2 protein-coding genes are annotated in these 1,383 nt (G+C 46.8%); both read left to right on the top strand.

Annotation, left to right across the window (positions count from 1 at the left end; all coding sequences use genetic code 11):
- Positions 1-131 precede the first annotated feature (131 nt).
- The gene (locus tag NNC77_RS16445) at positions 132-545 is read left to right on the top strand and encodes a MobC family plasmid mobilization relaxosome protein (RefSeq protein ID WP_218487993.1); all 414 of its coding nucleotides are present in this window, start codon (positions 132-134) and stop codon (positions 543-545) included.
- Positions 542-1,383 (top strand): relaxase/mobilization nuclease domain-containing protein (locus NNC77_RS16440; RefSeq protein WP_254971922.1); only part of this gene is annotated, 842 nt, incomplete at its 3' end. The genes NNC77_RS16445 and NNC77_RS16440, both read left to right, overlap by 4 nt.

Below are 1,383 nucleotides of genomic sequence, written 5' to 3'. Positions count from 1 at the left end.
ATTGTTTAGCGATTGTAAAGATACTCATTTTCTGTGAGTTATACAAACTTCAGAGCCTTTTTTATTCCAAAATTACGTTAAATCACGCTTGTGAATTTTCACTTGCGAAACTTTAGTAAACAGTATATCGAATGACAAGCATACATGAACAATACAAGAAAAAGGGCGGAAGACCGCCCACAGGCAGGGTTCGCAAGCTGTCGAAGTCTGTCACGGTGAAGTTCTCGAAGCCAAGCTACGAGGCATTGAGACTGAGGGCGAGAAAAGCCAACCGCAAGTTGGCGGAGTACATCCGGGAGTCCGCCTTGAACGGCGAGGTAGTCAGCGGACACAACACGGAGGCGGTTGCCATTGCCAAGAACCTTATCGGCATGGCAAATAACCTCAACCAACTTACCAAGCTGTCGCATCAGAGAGGTTTCCACGAAACCCATGTATTTGTGGTGGACTTGTTGAGGAGATTGAAAGACATCCTTGGCGAGTATCGCCAAGCAAGTCCAAAATCGAAGCCATGCGGAATGAGCAGAAAGGAGGATACCACATGATAGGCAAGCTAAAGAAGGGCAGCTCATTTGGTGGTTGCATCCGTTATGTTACAGGCAAGGACGAGGCGAAAATCATCGCCTCGGATGGTGTGTTACTCGGCACGAATGCCGAGATAACGCAAAGTTTCGAGCTACAGAGGCAGCTAAATCCAAGGATTAAGAAGCCTGTGGGACACATCGCATTGAGCTTCAAACCCGAGGACAAGCCACGTTTGACGGATGAGTTCATGGCTAAGATAGCCCTTGAATACATGCGGATGATGGGCATTACCGATACCCAATTCATCATTGTAAGGCATCACAACACGGACAATCCTCATTGTCATATCGTGTATAACCGCATCAACAATGAGAGCAAACTCTTATCAGACAGGAATGATTACAGGCGTAATGAGCAGGTGACCAAGGCTCTAAAATCCAAGTATGGACTGACTTACGGAACGGACAAGAGCAAGACTAACACTCGCAAATTACGCAATGCGGAACGTGCCAAATACGAGATTCACAATGCCGTCAAGGATGCCTTGAAAGGCGCTGATAGTTGGCAGAAGTTCAAGAATGAACTTGCAAAGCGAGGTGTTCTCTTGGAGTTTGTCTATAAGGACAAGGAGCGAACCAAGGTTCAAGGCATCCGTTTCTGCAAGGATGGATATAGCTTCAAGGGTACGCAGATTAGCCGAGAATACAGCTTTGTCAAGTTGGATGCAAGACTTGGCACAGAGTATAATCGTGTATCGCCAAGAGCCGAATCTATGCAGGGAGGACAACCAAGTTGTCACCAAGTAGAACAGACTCAACCAACGGCAGAACATACCCAAGACCCTTGGAGTGGTATTTC

The organism is Segatella copri (genome assembly GCF_024330485.1).
In the GTDB taxonomy this organism is placed as follows: domain Bacteria; phylum Bacteroidota; class Bacteroidia; order Bacteroidales; family Bacteroidaceae; genus Prevotella; species Prevotella copri_L.
This window is presented reverse-complemented; position numbering and strand designations above follow the sequence as displayed.